The organism is Dyadobacter soli (genome assembly GCF_900101885.1).
GTDB classification, from domain to species: domain Bacteria; phylum Bacteroidota; class Bacteroidia; order Cytophagales; family Spirosomataceae; genus Dyadobacter; species Dyadobacter soli.
This window is the reverse complement of the sequence record NZ_FNAN01000022.1, coordinates 80,084-95,149: the sequence shown is the minus strand read 5'-3', so window position 1 is coordinate 95,149 and position 15,066 is coordinate 80,084. Positions and strand designations below refer to the sequence as shown.

Sequence of the window (15,066 nt, the reverse complement as noted above, 5' to 3'; positions counted from 1 at the left end):
TTTTGTTTATTTTGAACTAAGCCAGCGCCTTTTGCTTTTTTAGATAAAAACGAACCTTGACCCTTGAAACTACCTGTCTATTTGGATAATAACGCGACTACTCCTGTGGACCCGAGGGTTTTGCAGGAGATGCTCCCCTATTTTTCCGACAGGTTCGGGAATGCCGCGAGCCGCACGCATTCCTATGGCTGGGAAGCCGAAGAGTCTGTCGACATTGCCCGCGAGCAGATTGCCAACCTCATAGGCGCGCACCCGCAGGAGATCGTCTTCACATCCGGCGCTACGGAGGCCGTGAACCTGGCTGTTAAAGGTGTTTTTGAGAGTTCGCAACAACAGGAGAAACACATTGTTACTGTCTGCACCGAGCACAAGGCGGTACTCGATACCTGCAAACACATCGAACGCCTCGGCGGCAGCGTTACCTACCTGCCTGTTGACGCCAGCGGGCTTATCAGTCTTGCCGACCTTGAAAACGCCATTACGCCGAATACGATTCTCATTGCAGTAATGTATGCCAATAATGAAACCGGCGTAATCCAACCAGTTCGCGAGATAGCTGCAATCGCCAAAAAACACCACATTACATTTCTGTCGGACGCCACGCAGGCTGTCGGTAAGATCCCGGTGAATGTGCAGAGTGACGGCATAGACCTGCTGGCATTGAGCGCACATAAAATTTACGGTCCCAAAGGCGTAGGCGCATTGTACGTGCGCAAAAAGAACCCGACCGTGGCATTAACGGCGCAGATCGACGGCGGCGGCCACGAGCGGAACATGCGCAGCGGCACCTTGAATGTACCCGGTATCGTGGGCCTGGGCTGGGCGTGCGAAATAGCCGGCGCCGAAATGGCCCGTGAAAGCAAGCGCATTGCCGCATTGCGCAATGCATTCGAAGTGGAGCTGCTCGTGCTGCAAGACATCGAAATCAATGCCGAGGACGCGCGCAGGCTGCCGCATTGTACCAATATCTCATTCGGGCAGGTGGATGGCGAAAAACTGATATTCGAAGCGGGCAGTGACCTTGCATTCTCGCGCAGTTCCGCGTGTACCTCCGCTACCCTGGAACCCAGTTATGTACTGAAAGCCATGGGTTTCTCCGACGAGCGCATCCATAACTCGTTCCGTTTCAGTTTCGGCAGGTTTTCTACCGAAGAGCATGTAAACCACGCGGTTTCCGTAATTTCAAAGATTGTAAAACAACATCGCCATGAAAGAGATCACGGACATCATCCGGTCGTATGAGCAGGCATTAGTCTCGGGCAAGCGCATGGCGCTCGCGACGGTCGTGCATGTGGAAGGCTCCTCGTACAGGCGCCCCGGCGCACGCATGCTCGTGACCGACGACGGCCAGCTTACCGGCGCCATCAGCGGCGGATGCCTCGAAGGCGATGCATTGCGAAAAGCATTACTGGCTATTTCCCAGCAGAAAAACAAACTGGTAACCTACGATACCACCGACGAAAACGATACCACACTCGGCGTTCAGCTTGGCTGCAACGGTATCGTGCATATACTTTTTGAACCCATCAAAACAGACGACGCCGAAAATCCGGTGGAGCTTCTGAAAAAGGTTTCCGCTAAACGGCAGAATGCGGTATTGGTGACCTTATTCTCATTGCATTCCCGCACAAGCGAGCAGCCGGGAACCTGTTTCCTGCATTTACAAACCGACAACCAGGTGACCTGCAATTGCACGGGGCCGGAAATGTACGATCATTTGCTATCCGAAACCCAGGCCGCCTACCAGCGCTCCGATTCGTTTTTTAAGGCATTCGAGGGCCAGTCGCTCACCGGTTTTATCGAATATTTCAATACCCCGCCCTCCCTTGTGATCGCGGGTGCGGGAAACGATACCATTCCGCTTACCGAAATGGCGAGTGTGCTGGGTTGGGACGTTACGGTGGTCGACGGCCGAACGGGCCACGCTACCCGCCAGCGGTTTCCTAAGGCCAGAAAAGTGCTTGTATCACGCGCCGAGGATGTTTTGAAGCACATTACCGTCGACGAGCGGACGTTTGTTTTGCTCATGACGCATAACTACAATTACGATCTCGCATTGCTTCAACAGTTGCTCGCGATCGATGCCTGCCGGTATGTGGGTGCATTAGGGCCAAAGAAAAAGCTGGAAAGAATGTATTCGGAGCTGGAAAACGGAGGAATGGTGCTTACCAATGAGCAAAAGGCGAAAGTGTACGGACCCGTCGGGCTGGATATCGGTGCTGAAACGTCTGAGGAAATTGCATTGTCGGTACTGGCGGAAATCAAGGCCGTGCTGGGCATGCGTGCCGGACTTTCTCTTCGTGAAAAACTGGAACCGATCCACAACCGCTCGAACCAACGTGTGGACTACACCCGCGACGAGAAGGAGGATTTCCTCTGCGCTGTCCAGACCGTTACCCCCTGACCGGCTATGGTACGCGACGAATACGGCATTGTAATACTCGCCGCAGGCAATTCTTCGCGACTTGGCGAGCCCAAGCAATTGCTGCAATTTCAGGGTAAAAGTTTGATCCGGCATTGTGTGGAAGCTGCGCTGGAAACTGTTGGTGAACAGGTCATTATCGTAACCGGTTCTAATCCGCATTTACTTGAACAGGAACTTGAAGGCCTTCCGTGCAAGCTCGCATACAATGCAGAATGGCAGGAAGGCATGTCGGGTTCCATTAAAACGGGCATTGACGCATTGCTGGCACAACATCCGAATGCCAAAGGCGCTATCCTGGCCGTGAGCGACCAACCCTATGTTTCCGCCGCGGTATTCAATGCATTGATCGACACTTTTGAAGCCACGTCAAAAGGCATTATCGCCTCGAAATACAGCGACTCACTCGGCACCCCTGCGTTTTTTGCCCCTACTTACTTCCCCGCCCTACTCCAACTCACCGGTACCGAAGGCGCAAAAAAGCTTTTCAAACGCTATGCTGACGACGTTTCCACATACGCATTTCCCCAAGGCAGCATCGATATCGACACACAGGAAGATTATAAGCGGCTGATTTCCGGCATTTAGGCGACCATTTACTTTCCATATTTTCCCAAAATTAATTTTCGTACCAACTGTTGCGAATGTCAAATCATCAGTTACATTTGCAGTGTACTATTTAACTAATACACTAAAACAATTGTACTATGATCCACCTCAACCAGGTTTCTTTTGGGTACGGAAAGCGTAAAAAATTGTTTGAAAACCTAAACCTGAACCTCGAAGCGGGCCATATTTACGGTTTGCTAGGCAAGAACGGAGCTGGAAAATCGAGCTTGCTGCGGAATATGGCGGGATTGCTTTTCCCCACCGGAGGGAAAATTGAAGTAGCCGGTTACGAACCCCGCAAACGGCAACCGGCGTTTTTGCAGGATGTTTTCTTCCTGCCCGAGGAAATTTATCTGCCTTCCGTAACGGTCGATAAGTACCTGAGCCTCATGGCGCCGTTTTATCCAAAGTTCGACGAGCAACTTTTCCGTGCTTACATTGCCGAGCTCGACATTCCGGAAGGCAATAAGCTCACCAGCATGTCGTACGGCCAGAAAAAAAAGGTGTTGATCGCATTCGCATTGGCTACCAACACCCGCGTACTGATCATGGACGAGCCTACCAACGGCCTGGATATTCCTTCTAAAAGCCAGTTCCGCAGGTTAGTATCGTCGGCACTCGACAAAGACCGCCTCATCCTGATCTCCACCCACCAGGTCCGCGATCTCGACAACCTCATCGACGCCATTATCATCCTCGAAGACAGCAAGATACTCATCCAGCACGGCCTCGATACCATTTCGGAGCGCTTGTGTTTCGGTGAACTCCCAAGCATCGAACTAGACGAGCGCGTGATCTATTCCGAACCGTCGTTGCGCGGGTATAGAGCCGTTTTTGAAAATTCCACACAGGAAGAAAGCCGTGTCGATTTGGAGCACTTGTTCAATGCTGTGATTGAAAATCCAAGCCGTATCAGCAAAATATTCGCCTGACCATGCGCCTGATCATCCTTTTCCTGCTCGCGGCCATGAGCCTGCTCGTGCATTACCTGCTACCGTCCCTGATTCCCGTCCATTCTTCCCCAATCTATTAGCCATGAACCAGGTTTTTAACATTCACCGCTTTGCATTGACGCTCCGGCTCGAAATCGCTGAAAAAGGCCGCAATTATTTGTTGATGGCCACTGTAATGGCCTTTGCTATGACGGTCCTGATGGTACCGGTAACCCTGTCACGCGAATTCAGCGGGTTTCGGGAGGTGTTGCATTATTTCGCTTTGCTACTGATCCTTCTTTTTGGAGGGAGCTTGTTTACCAGTGGCACACTTGCCCAGTATTCTGCTCCGGCGACAGGTATTTCCGCATTGATGGTACCAGCCTCGCCGACGGAAAAATTTATGACTTCCCTTCTTTTCAATCTGGCTTTTCTGGTACCGCTGCTTTGCTTTTATTGGTGGCTGCATTTTTACACACTTGAAGTTGCCAACGAAAAGATCATTAATCAGGCTTCGAAATACCATCCTATGACTGCCGACATCGTCAATTATACTTCGTTCAGCTTCTTTGGCATCCAGGCTTGTGTGTTTTTAGGGTCTATTTTTTTCCGAAAAAACGCATACATCAAAACTGCGGTCATCGCGATAAGCATTGCATTCTTAGTCAGCATTGCCAACACAATGATTGCCATCAGATTTACCGAAAACCCAACCAAAGTAACCGCCTTGCCTTTGAGCGGCTGGAAACTTTGGTATTACAATGAAGACGGTGGCACAAAATGGCGATTCGCTTCTATTTACTACTATCTGCCTCTGTCCGACAACCTCCTGCTGATGGCACAGCTCGTTGCCGGGGCCCTTGTTATACTCCTCTGGATTTGTGCATTTTATCAGTTGAAAGAGCGGGAGATTTAACATTCAAAACAATGGAATTCAAAGATAAACAGGCCATTTACCTTCAAATTGCAGATTATATCTGTGAGCAAATCCTGCTGGGCAAATGGCCGCCGGGTGAGCGTATCCCGTCCGTCAGGGACCTTGCTGCTATGATAGAGGTCAATCCTAATACCGTCATGAGAACCTACGAATTTTTGCAAGGCAAGGAAATTATTTTTAACAAAAGGGGCATCGGCTATTCTGCCGACGAGAAAGCCTCGGAAAAAATCCTTGACTACAAAAAGGAACGCTTCCTGGCGACCGAACTGCCGGAATTTTTCAAGAATATCTATCTCCTCGGCATCGATATAAATGAGTTGCACACGAGGTATGAGAGGTTTGTAGAAGAAATGTACCCTTTAACCAAATAGACCGTGAAAACCAGCCATACCCTTTTCCTTTCAACAATGTCGCTGTTTATAGCATTTACTCTGGGTATCAACTGGGTACTTAAAAGCGATTTTCAAAAAATCGATAAGAGCGACCCTTATGTGGGCTTTTCAAGCCATCCGTTGAAGCCCTTCAAATATGTAAAACTCCACGGCTCTGGTTTCGGGCTCACGGAAATTCGCACAGACAAGGCCCCGGAGCTGAAACTGTTTATCGATCCAAAATATCTTGACTGGAAAGTTGCCAACGATACCTTGACCATCTTCTACAAAGAGGATTGGAAACGCAACAATATGGTTATCGGTGCCGACTATGAATCGCGTCCCTCCATTTATGTGTTTACTCCCCAATTAGCAGGTATATATTCCGACCAAATCAGAACGAGGATTATGAGGGCAAAAACACCTCACCTCGATATTCAGCAGAATGGAGATGGTATGCTGGTTATGCGTTCAGAAATTCCAGAAATCAAGGCTAGCATCAAAAATAACGGATACATGCGCTTCCACGGATCGAACGCTCCGCTGAATGCCGATATAACCGTCGCCGATAGCAGCTCTTTCCAGAGCGATAAGGATATTTTCAAGCATTTGAATACTTCCATTGATAGCACAGCCCATCTGAATGTTCCCGGAAGCCTGATTCAGAAACTCAAATAAAGAAAGTCCCAGATCGAACTTTAATCGAAGTGTTACGCTTCATTAGATTGTTCGCTCCGGGACTTCTCTGCTGCTAAGTTGCGTTATTTCACCCCCAGCATCAGACTCGTGCTCCCGCCGGCATTCGTGGTCGGTAGCACGCCGTTCCATTTAGCTACCCATTCCTGCTGAATGAGTAACGGGGTTAATGTCTTCTGGCGCAACTGGTTGGCTTCCGCCTCGGCCCGGGCTTTGATCAATGTAGCTTTGGCCTGGCCTTCCGCCCGGGCGATAATTACTTTTGCTTCGGCTTCGGCTTGTTTTGCCTGGTTTTCAGCTTTCAGACGTGCCTGGATGGACGTGTTTTTTTCGTCGATCATCTGGCGCAGCGATGGCGGCGGAGTGATGGCAGACGTGAGCTGGTCGTAAATAAAGCCGTCCTTGCCCAGGGTTTTTGTAAGCACATTTTGCACGCGGTCTTCGAACACTTCGCGGTTGGACATTACACTGTCGGATGTGAATGAGTTGGCCACAATGCGGTATGCATCGTAGATTGTGTTTTTCATGAAACCTTGCTGGATTTCACCTAACGGTCGTCTGTATTGGCGGTAAATCTGCGGCACTTTCTCAGGGTTAATGTGGTAGTTTAATTTCGGGTCTACCTTGAACTCGGCGGCGTCTTTGGTGGTGATCACAAATGAGTCATAATCCACACTTTGCGTGTAGGTAGGAAATTCGATGATCTTCGTTGTCCACGCATTGTACCACACCCGTCCGGTGACCATCGTAATATTGTCAACGCCCTTATCGCTTCCGTACAGGTTAATGCGGATACCCACATTACCGGCGTCGATGTTTTCGAACGAAAAGGGTTGTATGGCCAACCCTATGATCAATACAATAAGTGTCAGAACTCCAATAATAATGTTACGCTTCATATTCGATTACAGTTTAGATTTCAATTGGTTTACAATTTGGCCAAGGACAGTATACAGGAAGTAAAAAGACGACCCGATAACTGCCAGGCCGGCAAAAACGAGCCAGTCGGACTGTGCATTGACAAGCCGGAGGGCGTAGGTTACCACGATGATAACCGCCGCGATTTTCAGAATGTGTACCATGTGAGTGAGGTTTGTTTTGCGTAAAATTAATACGCGGGCAGATGAGCGGCCGTTAGATTTTATCTAATGGTGCAGCGGATTGTTGAACGCTTCAAAAACCCCATAAACAGCACGAAGCACGCCGACGGATCGGCGCGCTTCGCAGCATTTGGAATAATAATATTTCTTAAAGCAGCGCAGCCGCAGCCTCGTCCACAAACCAATGCAATTGCCCTTTTACAGGCTGTATGATTTGCGACGGATAGCGATCTACATTCCTCTCTCCTTTCAAAACCTGTTTCAAAACCTCTGCTTTACCCGCTCCTGCCGCCAGGAAGGCTACGCAGGCTGCATTATTCACAACCGGGGCCGTGAGCGTAATGCGATACATGTCCTGGGCTTGCAGGAAGAACGACGTAGCGAGCGCATTTTGCTCGTGGATCACTTCCGTTCCCGGGAAAAGCGACAATGTATGACCGTCGTCTCCCATGCCTAGCAATACGAAATCGAAAGTCGTTTCGGAGCCTTCGAAATAAGTTTTCAGTATCTTCTCGTATTCCGCAGCAGATTCCACGGGCGTAATGTCCGTGCGCATGATGTGGATGTTTTCGGCCTTTACGGGCACTTTATCCAGCAATTCATCATAGCACATTTTGGCATTATTCCGCGAGTCCTCGAAAGGCACCGCTCTTTCGTCTCCCCAGAAAAAATGAAGCTTCTCCCAGGGAATCGACTCTTTGTAAGGCGATTCGGCCAGCAATGCGTACAATGCTTTCGGCGTACCTCCACCCGACAATACAAAAGTGAAACGGTCCTGTTTTGCAAGCACTTGCTGAATGTAATGGTTAATCCATTCAGCAAGGCTGGCGCTTAATGCTTTGGTATCCTTCTCGATATGCAACTCCATAGCTTACGGGGTTGGAGGCAGGTTGAGCCAGGTATGACCGTCGCGGGCGATGAGCGCATCGGCAGCATCGGGGCCCCATGAATCCGGCGCGTAGTTCGGGAAGTCTTGCGGCGGGCGGTTTTCCCATGCTTCGAGGATCGGCATGATCACTCTCCACGCGGCATCCACCTGATCGTTACGCATGAACAGCGTCGCATCGCCTTCCATTACGTCCAGGAGCAATGTTTCGTACGCCTCGGGTGCGTGCTCGCCTGCTGCGTCGTAATCGAAAGTCATATCCACCGGATCGAGCATCATTGTCTGTCCCGGGCGTTTCGCCTGGAAACGGATGCTGATGTCCATATTGGGCTGAATGCTGATCGTCAGACGGTTAGACCTCCAAGTTTCAGCGGACTCAGGCGGGAATGCATAATGCGGCGCCTGTTTGAAATGCAATGTAATGTGGGTCGCTTTCTGGTTCAGGTATTTACCGGTTCTTACATAGAACGGTACACCCTGCCAGCGCCAGTTGTCAATGTAAAACTTCACAGCCGCGAAAGTATCGATATTCGACTGCGGGTTCACGCCTTCTTCCTGACGGTAACCGACTACTTTCTCTCCTTTTTTCCAGCCACCCGAATATTGGCCGCGAACGGCGAAATCATGTACCTGTTCTTTACCGATACGGCGGATCGCATTCAGCACATCTACCTTTTTATTACGGATCTCATTCGCATCGAACGATACCGGCGGCTCCATCGCGATCATACACAGGATTTGCAGGATATGGTTCTGCACCATGTCGCGCAATGCACCCGCGTGCTCGAAATAGCCTCCGCGACCTTCCAGACCTACCGCTTCCGCAGCTGTGATCTGAATGTGATCGATGTAGTTACGGTTCCAGAGCGGCTCGAACAATGCATTCGCAAAACGCAATGCGAGGATGTTCTGAACAGTTTCTTTGCCCAGGTAGTGGTCGATACGGAAAATCTGCTCTTCGGCAAACATGCTTGAAAGCAACAAATTCAGTTCGTGCGCGCTTTCCAGGTCATGACCGAAAGGTTTTTCAACTACAATGCGGGTTGTGCTTTTCTCTCCGCAGATCTTCAATGCACCCAGTTTCTGAGCGATCGAAGGCACGAGCTGAGGCGCTACCGCGAGGTAGAATATAACATTGGGATGAACACCCCATTCTTCTTCTTTTTCTTTTACAAGATCGGTGATCTTGTGGTAAGCTTCCGCGTCGTCGCCGTCCATTTGCAGGTACGAAACGTGCTGCGTAAACTCCGTCCAGTGGCCATTCTGCTTACCCTTGCGACGTGAGAATTTCGTCACGCCATCGAGCAAATGCTCATGGTATTTTTCATTGGAATAAGCACTCCGGCCGATACCTGCGATCGCAAACTGATCGGGCATCCAGTTGTCCAGAAACAGGTTATATAGAGCGGGTGTGAGCTTCCGGTAGTTGAGGTCACCGCTTCCTCCGAAAATAAAGAGTACCGAGGCAGGGGGACGTTTATTGGTTTGCATAAAATTTCTGATTTATTGTTGACCCCATTCTGTATGGAAAGTACCTGGGATATCGGTACGTTGGTACGTATGCGCCCCGAAGTAATCGCGCTGCGCCTGGATCAGGTTGGTCGGCATGTACGCTGTTTTGTAGGCGTCGAAGTAAGCCAGTGACGACATCAACGCAGCGGCCGGAATGCCCGACTGGGCGGCAAAAGCGATCAGTGAACGCGTGTTACCTTCCACAGACTTAACCAATGCAGCTACCTCTTGGTTCAACAGAATATTGGACAATTCCGGGGTTTGCTTGTATGCATCAGTAAATACTGAAAGCAGCGACGAGCGGATAATGCAACCGCCTCTCCACACGCTTACTACGTCTGTGAGCGGGATCTCCATTTGCAGGTCTTTCGACGCCTGGAACAACATTGCAAGGCCTTGTGCATAAGCCAGAATAGTGGCAAAGTACAATGCATCGTGCACCTGCTGGATCAGCACCTGGGTTTCCTCTGAAATCGCATTGCTGGCTCCGTAAAGTTCCGCAGCTACCACTCGCTCATCCTTATAGCCCGAAAGCGTACGCATTGCTACCGCGGTATCGATTACGGGAACGGCCACGGGCAGTTCCATCGAATCCTGTGACGTCCATTTACCGGTTCCTTTCGAACCAGCTTTATCGGAAATCACATCCACGAGGTGAGCGTCGGTCTTATCGTCTTTTTGCAGGAAAATATCGGCGGTAATTTCCACCAGGAACGATTGCAGGTCGCCTTCGTTCCAGCTTTTGAACACTTCGTGGAGCTGCTGGTTGCTCAAACCTGCTTTTTTCAGGATCGCGTACGATTCGCTGATGAGCTGCATGATCGCATATTCGATACCGTTATGCACCATTTTGACATAATGGCCGGCACCTTCCTTGCCGAGGTAAGCCACGCAAGGTTCGCCGTTCACTTTCGCCGCAATGCCTTCCAGCACCGGTTGTACGTGTGCGTAGGCCTCCTTATCGCCGCCGGGCATAATGCTTGGCCCGGTACGTGCGCCTTTTTCACCACCCGAAACACCTATTCCCATGAAATGGATTTCCTTTTCGTGGAGGTATTTCACACGGCGGAGTGTATCTGTATAATGGGAGTTTCCTCCGTCAATAATTACGTCGCCTTTTTCAAGAAGAGGTAACAGGGATGCGATGACATCGTCGACCGGCTGACCGGCAGGCACGAGCATCATTACCTTGCGGGGGCGTTGCAACAGCTGGATCATCTGGGCAAGTTCCGAAACGCCCTTAACAGTGGTGCCCGGGGTGGCACTGGATTCCAATGCAGAATTTTTGGTTTCGTCCTTATCAAAACCGATAACAGAGAAACCATGATCGGCCATGTTCAGTAACAGGTTTCGCCCCATTACGCCCAGTCCGATCATTCCAAAATCGAATAAGTTCTGTGACATATATTAAACGTCTTGAATTAAGAAGCTGCAATATCAGGGTTTTTCAAAGACCAGCTTACATCTTTGTTGACATTCTGTTTAAAATTTAACTTCTTCTGGTTATTTTATTAAATTCACACTTACTATGGTCATTTCATAGTTAGTTCAATAGTTACAATTTACTATACACATTACTATGTACTACAAATTTCTCCGGGTCGCCCTGCTGGCGATCCTTGTCTCCTGCAATGCATTTTCGCAAGACTCGCTTGTCATTAAAAACCGCTTCCTGGAAAGAAAATTCACCGTCGGTGAGAATTCTTTTCACACATCGCGCTTCCAGCATCTTCTGACGAACAAAGATTACAGTCGCCCTGGGTCGGAGGAGCTTTATTTTACGATTAACGGCAAACCGGTGAGTGCTAACGGTGCGACCGGTGAGTGCCAACGGCGCGAATGGATTATTTAAATATGTAAAGCGTTTAAAAAGTGGATTGAACCGCAGGAAAAGTTTGATAGTCCCAAGACCTTCATCTGCCTGATTCAATCTCAAAAGTGGGAGGATGCTTTCGAAGGCCACTTCGCCGACTTCATACGTACGCGCCTGGGCGTGAAACTTTTCGAGCGGAAAGAGATACCGTTCAGGTTCTACAACACCTGGCGGCCTTTTTATACGAATATCAACGACACGCTCGTCACCCAACTTGCCGACGGCCTCGAAGGCACCGGTACCGACCTGTTCATCATGGACGCCGGTTGGGAAAACAATTATGGCGACTGGGAACCGCACCACACCCGGTTTCCAAACGGCTTGAAGCCCATTACCGACCACATCCGCAAGCGAGGCATGAAAGCAGGGCTCTGGATGGGGCTTGCATCAGTGGACAAGAACAGTAAGCTTTATAAAGAACATCCAGAATGGGCTATATATGACAAAAACGGCGAGCCCGCGTATTTGCACGAGGAAATGAAAGGTCGGGTTACCATGTCGCTGGCATCGGGATACTACGATTATATTTTGGCAAAAATCAAAAAGCATGTTCGTGAGAACGACCTGGCATACATTAAGCTGGACCTCACCATGGCCAACTACGACGACGACGCTCCCGTAGGCCCCATCAACATCCGTCAAATGGCTTTCGACCGCAGCCGCGCCATCCCGACAGCCACTAACCTGATCGGCAACCAGTTTATGGATTCGCCTTATTCCAAGTACACATTCCTTTCGCTGGCGTCCGTCAAACCGATCCTCGTCGGCGACAGCCGTAAACTTCCGGCAGACCTGAAACCGTGGTATCTGAAATGGAATACCTGGTTTAAAATGATGGACAAGAAATACCAGTTCACCCGCTTCTCCTACGTTTCCGACATTTTCCAACGGCCGACTATGAGCAACTGGGATGGCGTTTACAAGTTCAACAAGGAAAAGCAGGGCGGCGTGCTGTTCTTTTTCAGGAATGACTCCGTGGAAAGCGAACGGACATTTGCATTTCCTTTTGGCGAGCCCGACAGCAGCTACCGTCTATTTTCGCCGGAAGACGGTAAAGTGATCGGCATTTTCAGCGGTAAGGAATTAAGGGAAAAAGGCATCGAAATTCGGATGGAAAAACAATTCGACGCACGGGTTTTAGGCATTGAAAAGGTTGATTGAGCATTTGACGGCCGCGATTGAGCATGAAAATGAAATAGCTACCCTACGGATAGCTATTTCATTTTATCAGGTTGCCAATCAAGTCTCAACTTCCCTGTTTACAGAAAACGCAAATGCCGGGGATGATCTTCGTACGGAACATTAGCTTAGCCTCGGCCCTGTCCCGATACAAATCGTAGTTGTACGGTGCCTGTTTCAGTAATTTTGAAGTTTCTACATTCTGCACCAACAGGTAATAGTCGCCCGTCATGCGGTAATCGATATCGTCCCCGGAAAAACCGGCAGTCCCCACAAAGTTATAAACGGTATGGTAAGTATAAGTCCCACCCACCGGAATGTTGATTTTCACCGGCTTCAAATCTTCATCGGGTTCCAGGTACCAGATAGCTGTTGTAGGGAACTCGTCGTTGTTCGAATTCGCCGTAAAATCCTGCCGTAGCACATAATCCGTTGTGTTGGCAGGAGCTGGCGCGATCCGCCTGATCGTGACCTGCACCTCCATGGAAAGAAAATAGAACATGCTTATATAACTTCGAATCCACCTTCCCCGGTCTACCTCCGGCAGCACGATCGTCGGGTCGCCGCCCGGCGTCACCGTGCCGTATCGCAAAGTATCCCCGTTACTATTTCTGAGCTCGGAAAACTCCGCTTTTACAAATTCAAATTCGCAATCGACCGCCCGAAGCGTACCATTCACGCGGTCACAGTTTGTTACCGGGTCAGGAATGTGGTGGTCCTGGCAGGAAAATGCCAGCGAAGTGATCAAAACAGCCGAGAGCGCCATCAGGCGAAGCAAGGAATAATGTTTCATTTTATAGTGCTTGAATGGTGTGTACGCAAATTAATGAAAATATACTAACGCATTGAATCTAATTAATTTACGGTTACATTAAACATGTATTCGGGAGAAAACTACTGCTCGGGCAGCCTGAATCAGAGCTAGAAGTGCTGAAAACACAAAAGCACCAGCTATTAACTGGTGCTTTTGTGCGTAAAAAGTAGACATCTTATGGAGTCTAATTGAGTTTCTTTAAGTTTGCTTGATTATTCTTAGACAAGAAATGTTCGACCAATGTCCGACCTGATTTTGATCAAAATATGCACGTATGGTGCTTTCAACCAAGTTTAGCCTGGCTTCCAAAGTTAACGATTCGTGCGAGTATCCGATAATGCTCCACATCATTATTGATCGTAAAAAGTCTGTACTCGCTTGCGAAAATTAATTGTTGTGTTACCTCAACGATTAGCCAGGTACAATCGCGGTAAGAGATTAGCAATTATGATATGTGTCTAAGTCGAGTGGATTGCACCCGCCGCCGGCATTTTCCAGCGGTTATGTGACCATAGCCAATAAGATGGCGCGCGGCTGATGCTCTTTTCCAGAAAATGATAGTAGGATTTTGTAATGCTCAGTGGCGTTGACCGGTCAAGGTGCTCCATCAGCCGAAAAGTGAACTCGTAACTAAAACGAGACCTTTTTTGAGATTCAACGTACACGACCGCCGCCTGCGATAAAGCCGCCATCCGTTCTCCTCCAGTTTGAACTGCAGTCTCCTGGTCCAGGAATGAAATACGAAATTTGTCGCTGCCAGGCGCAGGCCGCTGATCTGCGATGACCACCAGTAAGTTAGGGATACCATTTTCGTGCAAAAGCGACAACGCTTGCCTGTAAAATCCCTTCTTCGGAATAAGTTTGACTCCAAGGAACGAACGCAACCTAATCATCATCCTGTCGAGCAAACCATTTTTGATCGGCGAGTACGCTGTGTAGACCGGATAGTCCGTTACTTGCGGAAGATTAATCAGATATTCCCAGTTCCCGTAGTGCGACGCGAAGACTATTACTGGTCGCTGGTCTGCGTGGAGTAATTCCAGAACTTCCGGATTATTGTACTTAGCCAGGCGATTTCTCAGTCCTTCAGGCGCCAGGTAAAACAAAAAAGGTTCGAGCAATAGGTCGCTCATATGGCGGTAATATGCGCTTGTTAGCCCACGGATCTCCTCGACGGATTTGGTGGGGAAAGAACTTGTCAGGTTTTTCCGGATCACTATTTTCCGGTATTGCAGTACAAACCGAAGCAATAAGGATAGTAAAATTGACAGGAGTGTCGTCAGGCAAAGCAGCGCATTACTTAAAAGCGTTGCTGGCAGATCTGTTAATCGGACCGCTATAATCCGCCATAACGATCTCGGGTGTTCCTGGGTATTGGATTCCATTTGTTGGTCTAAAACAAAAAATCCTCCAAACTCGGAGGATTCTGTTGCTTTATATGGTTTGACAGGCTAGATAATGGTTACATTAACTGCGTTCAGGCCTTTTCTACCTTCTTCAACTTCATAAGACACACTGTCATTCTCACGGATATCATCATTAAGACCTGTGGTGTGTACAAAAATGTCGTCTCCGCCATTTTCCGGAGCAATGAAACCAAACCCTTTGGTATCATTAAAAAACTTAACAGTCCCTCTATTCATAACTTTATTTTAAAATATATACCAAATGTAAAATAAAATTTTGACAATAAAAATTTTATTGGAAGTATTTAGAATAATATTTTATTCCGTCA

Annotated in this window: 17 protein-coding genes; 9 read left to right on the top strand and 8 right to left on the bottom strand. The window is 48.8% G+C overall.

Features of this window, described 5'->3' with window-relative positions; translation table 11 throughout:
- The first annotated feature begins 63 nt into the window (after nucleotides 1-63).
- From BLQ88_RS30155 to BLQ88_RS30125, 7 genes are all read left to right on the top strand, one after another.
- Nucleotides 64-1,242 (top strand): cysteine desulfurase family protein, encoded by a 1,179-nt coding sequence (locus tag BLQ88_RS30155; protein ID WP_090156742.1) that lies wholly within the window; start codon nucleotides 64-66, stop codon nucleotides 1,240-1,242.
- Complete coding sequence (locus BLQ88_RS30150) at nucleotides 1,208-2,404, top strand: XdhC family protein (RefSeq protein ID WP_090156741.1); 1,197 nt, start codon at nucleotides 1,208-1,210, stop codon at nucleotides 2,402-2,404. The genes BLQ88_RS30155 and BLQ88_RS30150 overlap by 35 nt, the downstream gene beginning before the upstream one ends.
- A gap of 6 nt (nucleotides 2,405-2,410) precedes the next feature.
- Nucleotides 2,411-3,010 (top strand): nucleotidyltransferase family protein, encoded by a 600-nt coding sequence (locus tag BLQ88_RS30145; protein WP_090156740.1) that lies wholly within the window; start codon nucleotides 2,411-2,413, stop codon nucleotides 3,008-3,010.
- 119 nt (nucleotides 3,011-3,129) lie between these two features.
- On the top strand, nucleotides 3,130-3,963 hold the full coding sequence (locus BLQ88_RS30140) for an ABC transporter ATP-binding protein (RefSeq protein ID WP_090156739.1): 834 nt from the start codon (nucleotides 3,130-3,132) through the stop codon (nucleotides 3,961-3,963).
- A 103-nt stretch (nucleotides 3,964-4,066) separates the two neighbouring features.
- Complete coding sequence (locus BLQ88_RS30135) at nucleotides 4,067-4,879, top strand: hypothetical protein (protein ID WP_090156738.1); 813 nt, start codon at nucleotides 4,067-4,069, stop codon at nucleotides 4,877-4,879.
- A gap of 11 nt (nucleotides 4,880-4,890) precedes the next feature.
- A complete protein-coding gene (locus BLQ88_RS30130; RefSeq protein ID WP_090156737.1) occupies nucleotides 4,891-5,271 on the top strand; it encodes a GntR family transcriptional regulator in 381 nt (126 codons plus the stop codon).
- 3 nt (nucleotides 5,272-5,274) lie between these two features.
- Complete coding sequence (locus tag BLQ88_RS30125; RefSeq protein WP_143016965.1) at nucleotides 5,275-5,949, top strand: GIN domain-containing protein; 675 nt, start codon at nucleotides 5,275-5,277, stop codon at nucleotides 5,947-5,949.
- Between the two features lie 83 nt (nucleotides 5,950-6,032).
- Here the strand turns inward: BLQ88_RS30125 and BLQ88_RS30120 are convergent, their stop codons facing one another.
- The 5 genes from BLQ88_RS30120 to gnd all read right to left on the bottom strand — a co-directional run bounded on the left by BLQ88_RS30120 (nucleotide 6,033) and on the right by gnd (nucleotide 10,869).
- Nucleotides 6,033-6,866, bottom strand: a complete 834-nt coding sequence (locus tag BLQ88_RS30120; RefSeq protein WP_090156735.1) for an SPFH domain-containing protein — start codon at nucleotides 6,864-6,866, stop codon at nucleotides 6,033-6,035.
- Nucleotides 6,867-6,872: 6 nt separating this feature from the next.
- Nucleotides 6,873-7,049 carry a hypothetical protein gene (locus BLQ88_RS36920; RefSeq protein ID WP_176885159.1) on the bottom strand — a complete coding sequence of 59 codons (177 nt, stop codon included), beginning with the start codon at nucleotides 7,047-7,049 and terminating at the stop codon, nucleotides 6,873-6,875.
- 166 nt (nucleotides 7,050-7,215) lie between these two features.
- Nucleotides 7,216-7,935, bottom strand: coding sequence for a 6-phosphogluconolactonase (gene pgl / locus BLQ88_RS30115; protein ID WP_090156734.1), 720 nt, complete (start codon nucleotides 7,933-7,935; stop codon nucleotides 7,216-7,218).
- Nucleotides 7,936-7,938: 3 nt separating this feature from the next.
- The gene (zwf, locus tag BLQ88_RS30110) at nucleotides 7,939-9,444 is read right to left on the bottom strand and encodes a glucose-6-phosphate dehydrogenase (RefSeq protein WP_090156733.1); all 1,506 of its coding nucleotides are present in this window, start codon (nucleotides 9,442-9,444) and stop codon (nucleotides 7,939-7,941) included.
- Between the two features lie 12 nt (nucleotides 9,445-9,456).
- Nucleotides 9,457-10,869, bottom strand: a complete 1,413-nt coding sequence (gnd, locus tag BLQ88_RS30105; protein ID WP_090156732.1) for an NADP-dependent phosphogluconate dehydrogenase — start codon at nucleotides 10,867-10,869, stop codon at nucleotides 9,457-9,459.
- A gap of 175 nt (nucleotides 10,870-11,044) precedes the next feature.
- Between gnd and BLQ88_RS37275 the strand changes: the two genes are divergently transcribed.
- Nucleotides 11,045-11,317: a hypothetical protein gene (locus tag BLQ88_RS37275; RefSeq protein WP_229212929.1), complete on the top strand. Its 273-nt coding sequence runs from the start codon at nucleotides 11,045-11,047 to the stop codon at nucleotides 11,315-11,317.
- On the top strand, nucleotides 11,318-12,499 hold the full coding sequence (locus BLQ88_RS30100) for an alpha-galactosidase (protein ID WP_310590160.1): 1,182 nt from the start codon (nucleotides 11,318-11,320) through the stop codon (nucleotides 12,497-12,499). It abuts the gene before it with no gap.
- 85 nt (nucleotides 12,500-12,584) lie between these two features.
- Here the strand turns inward: BLQ88_RS30100 and BLQ88_RS30095 are convergent, their stop codons facing one another.
- From BLQ88_RS30095 to BLQ88_RS30085, 3 genes are all read right to left on the bottom strand, one after another.
- Nucleotides 12,585-13,310: a hypothetical protein gene (locus BLQ88_RS30095; protein WP_090156731.1), complete on the bottom strand. Its 726-nt coding sequence runs from the start codon at nucleotides 13,308-13,310 to the stop codon at nucleotides 12,585-12,587.
- A gap of 479 nt (nucleotides 13,311-13,789) precedes the next feature.
- Nucleotides 13,790-14,716: a lysophospholipid acyltransferase family protein gene (locus BLQ88_RS30090; RefSeq protein WP_090156730.1), complete on the bottom strand. Its 927-nt coding sequence runs from the start codon at nucleotides 14,714-14,716 to the stop codon at nucleotides 13,790-13,792.
- A 66-nt stretch (nucleotides 14,717-14,782) separates the two neighbouring features.
- A complete protein-coding gene (locus tag BLQ88_RS30085) occupies nucleotides 14,783-14,974 on the bottom strand; it encodes a cold-shock protein (protein ID WP_019942599.1) in 192 nt (63 codons plus the stop codon).
- Nucleotides 14,975-15,066 lie beyond the last annotated feature (92 nt).

Coding starts and splice junctions, on each gene's coding strand:
- BLQ88_RS30150 (WP_090156741.1), top strand. CDS start 1,208: ATGAAAGAGATCACGGACATCATCCGGTCGTATGAGCAGGCATTAGTC.
- BLQ88_RS30145 (WP_090156740.1), top strand. CDS start 2,411: ATGGTACGCGACGAATACGGCATTGTAATACTCGCCGCAGGCAATTCT.
- BLQ88_RS30140 (WP_090156739.1), top strand. CDS start 3,130: ATGATCCACCTCAACCAGGTTTCTTTTGGGTACGGAAAGCGTAAAAAA.
- BLQ88_RS30135 (WP_090156738.1), top strand. CDS start 4,067: ATGAACCAGGTTTTTAACATTCACCGCTTTGCATTGACGCTCCGGCTC.
- BLQ88_RS30130 (WP_090156737.1), top strand. CDS start 4,891: ATGGAATTCAAAGATAAACAGGCCATTTACCTTCAAATTGCAGATTAT.
- BLQ88_RS30120 (WP_090156735.1), bottom strand. CDS start 6,866: ATGAAGCGTAACATTATTATTGGAGTTCTGACACTTATTGTATTGATC.
- BLQ88_RS36920 (WP_176885159.1), bottom strand. CDS start 7,049: ATGGTACACATTCTGAAAATCGCGGCGGTTATCATCGTGGTAACCTAC.
- pgl (WP_090156734.1), bottom strand. CDS start 7,935: ATGGAGTTGCATATCGAGAAGGATACCAAAGCATTAAGCGCCAGCCTT.
- zwf (WP_090156733.1), bottom strand. CDS start 9,444: ATGCAAACCAATAAACGTCCCCCTGCCTCGGTACTCTTTATTTTCGGA.
- gnd (WP_090156732.1), bottom strand. CDS start 10,869: ATGTCACAGAACTTATTCGATTTTGGAATGATCGGACTGGGCGTAATG.
- BLQ88_RS37275 (WP_229212929.1), top strand. CDS start 11,045: ATGTACTACAAATTTCTCCGGGTCGCCCTGCTGGCGATCCTTGTCTCC.
- BLQ88_RS30095 (WP_090156731.1), bottom strand. CDS start 13,310: ATGAAACATTATTCCTTGCTTCGCCTGATGGCGCTCTCGGCTGTTTTG.
- BLQ88_RS30090 (WP_090156730.1), bottom strand. CDS start 14,716: ATGGAATCCAATACCCAGGAACACCCGAGATCGTTATGGCGGATTATA.
- BLQ88_RS30085 (WP_019942599.1), bottom strand. CDS start 14,974: ATGAATAGAGGGACTGTTAAGTTTTTTAATGATACCAAAGGGTTTGGT.